4 protein-coding genes are annotated in these 2700 nt (G+C 56.3%); all 4 read right to left on the bottom strand.

The genetic code is table 11. The annotated features are described in order from the left end of the window. Positions 1-177: 177 nt before the first annotated feature. Positions 178-588: an OsmC family protein gene (locus NW857_RS06440; protein ID WP_414335832.1), complete on the bottom strand. Its 411-nt coding sequence runs from the start codon at positions 586-588 to the stop codon at positions 178-180. Positions 589-776: 188 nt separating this feature from the next. Continuing rightward, positions 777-1529: a pyruvate formate-lyase-activating protein gene (pflA, locus tag NW857_RS06435; protein ID WP_414335833.1), complete on the bottom strand. Its 753-nt coding sequence runs from the start codon at positions 1527-1529 to the stop codon at positions 777-779. Positions 1530-1689: 160 nt separating this feature from the next. Continuing rightward, positions 1690-2067: a pentapeptide repeat-containing protein gene (locus tag NW857_RS06430; RefSeq protein ID WP_414336223.1), complete on the bottom strand. Its 378-nt coding sequence runs from the start codon at positions 2065-2067 to the stop codon at positions 1690-1692. An 81-nt stretch (positions 2068-2148) separates the two neighbouring features. Further along, on the bottom strand, positions 2149-2700 hold a 552-nt coding region (locus NW857_RS06425; protein ID WP_414368370.1), incomplete at its 5' end, for a glycine radical domain-containing protein.

Raw genomic sequence — 2700 nt, 5'->3', positions numbered from 1 at the left:
TCCTGGGTGAAGGTGGCATACTCAGCCTGGGCAGCTTTCACCTGTTGGATTAAAGCTTCCAGTTCCTCGAGATTGGTAACAGGCATAGGTGGATCCCTCCAAAATCACATCCATACGGGTTAAAAGTTGAGGCAACCATTAGAAATTGCTGGAAAACTCCATAGGCTCACTGGCTGGCTAAGCGCCCACAGGTGCGGGAACCTGGATCTCGGTGGTCATTTTTGGGGGATGGGTGAGGGTGTTGTGGATGATGCAAGCGTCGACAGCTTTTTCCAGACCCTTTTGCTGCCTTTCGTCGAGCGGGATCCCCGTCTGAACGCGAATGCAAATGTTGTCTAAGCGGCTGGGGTGCTCAACTTTATCTGCAGTAACAACCACTTCCAGCCCTCGAGGATCCAACTGCCGCGCTTCCAGATACTTGACGGCATAAAAGCCAACACAAGCACCCAAAGAGGCCAAAAACCACTCCGGCGGCGTCATTCCCTGATCTTGGCCGTGGTTGTCCAAGGGCTGATCGCTGAGGATGCGATGGCCGCGGCTTTCGGCTTGAAATTGAACGCCATTCTGGTAGGTTACGCGCACTTCCACTGGGGATCCCTCCTCTATTTTTCCATCTGCCAGAGTTGACCAGCTCCTAGCCTATAAGTTCAACCTAGCGCTACTTTAGGGGCAGCCTAAGAATTTTAGAGATGACTTTGGGATCAAGCTGATGCAAATGGGGATTGACTCTGTTTTTGTTACTGTTGCTACGGCAATAAACTAAGTCTTAGCAGCCATTAAACCGCCACCAATCCCCGCTCGCGAAAGATTTGCAAAGCGTGGTTGATCTGTTCCGGGGTGGGCGGCTGGACATCGCTGAGGGTGTAGGGCAGTCCCAACTGCTGCCATTTGTATTCCCCCATCTTGTGAAAGGGCAAAACCTCCACCCGCTCCACGTTGGATAGAGTGGCCACAAACTCAGCCAAGCCCTTGATGTTTTCCTCAGGATCTGTTAGTCCAGGAACGAGAACAAAACGAATCCAGGTGGGCTTGTGAATCTGATCCAAATAGCGAGCCAGATCGAGAGTGGGCTGCAGCGAAACGCCGGTAACTTTGCGATAGAGCTCCGGCAGATAGGACTTGATATCGAGCAACACCAAATCAGTATGCTCCAACAAAGGCTTTGCCGTTTCCAGTTGCACATAGCCAGAAGTATCCAAAGCCGTGTGCAAGTCCAGCTCGTGGCAGCGGCGGAAAATCTCGGCCACAAAGTTGGGTTGCATTAACGGTTCCCCCCCGCTGGCCGTGACTCCCCCACCCTTGAGGTAGTAATTGCGGCAGCGCTGGATCTCCGCCATGAGGGAGTCCACCGTCACCACCTGGCCGGCATTGGGATCCCGACAGTCGGGATTGTGGCAGTACAGACAGCGCAGAGGACAGCCCTGTAGGAAGATGACAAAGCGGATCCCTGGCCCATCCACCGTGCCACAGGTCTCGACCGAGTGAATGCGGCCGGTTATCGGCGTCAAGGGGTTGAGCGGGGTATCCATACTTCTATCCTCAATGGCTTTTGCAAAATATCAACTAATCTTGAGGTTTTCTTCCCAATTGCTGGCCATGTTATGCACATCACGGTTTTCTTCCTTATGAAATCTGGACTTTACCCAGACTGTGTTTTTCTTAACGGTTGAAAACCAGTGGAAAGATCTCCTACTGGGAGACCTCCGCCGAGAGGTTGTGCAGGCGATGGGCTTTGGGATCAAAGCCCGCCGGGAAATGGGTATAGGCATCGCAATCGGCGTGATCCAGCAAAGCCCCTTCCAAGAGGGCACCGCGGAAATTGCTGCCAAAAAGCAGACATCCCCGCAGGTCGGCTCCCGATAGGTTGGCGCCGCTGCAATCGGCAAAGCTGAGATCGCACCCCCGCAGGTTGGCGCCTGCCAGGTTGGCGCCGCTGAAATCGGCATAGCGCAGGTCGGCACCGGCTAGGTGGATCCCTTGTAGGTCGGCCTGCGGCAGCTCGATCTCCTGGAAATCTCGCCGTCCCGCCGCGTAGTCTCTAACCAAATCCCCAACGCTATAGTTCATTGAACCTCCTTGCTTGGGGAGGGGGGATCCTTTGCTTTCACCCGGCTAGGGGCAGCCTTCCGGGATCCCCCGCCCCCTCGTTTAGAAGTGTTGATGGAAGGTGCGGTTAATTACATCCAGTTGCTGCTCGCGGGTAAGCTTGATGAAGTTCACCGCGTAGCCGGAAACCCGGATGGTGAGCTGCGGGTAGAGCTCTGGGTGCTCCATGGCCTGCAGCAGGGTCTCGCGGTTGAGGACATTCACGTTGAGGTGAAAGCCGCCATCCCGCATGTAGCCGTCCAGCAGCCCCACCAGGTTGGCAACCCGCTCCTCAGCCGTGCGACCCAGGGCCGCCGGCACGATGGAGAAGGTGTTGGAGATGCCATCCAGCGCGTCGTCGTAGGGCAGCTTGGCCACGGAAGCCAGCGACGCCACCGCTCCCTTGGTGTCGCGGCCGTGCATGGGGTTGGCCCCCGGCGCAAAGGGCTCGCCAGCCCGCCGCCCATCGGGGGTGTTGCCGGTTTTCTTGCCGTAGACCACGTTGGAGGTGATGGTGAGAATGGACTGGGTGGGAATGGCGTTGCGGTAGGTTTTGTGCTTGCGCAGCTCCGCCATGAAGGTCTGCACCAATTGCACCGCAATCTGGTCAACCCG

The organism is Synechococcus sp. H55.9 (assembly GCF_047462355.1).
Taxonomy (GTDB): Bacteria; Cyanobacteriota; Cyanobacteriia; order Thermostichales; family Thermostichaceae; genus Thermostichus.
The sequence above is the reverse complement of the archived record's forward strand: the minus strand, read 5'-3'. Positions and strand labels throughout refer to the sequence as shown.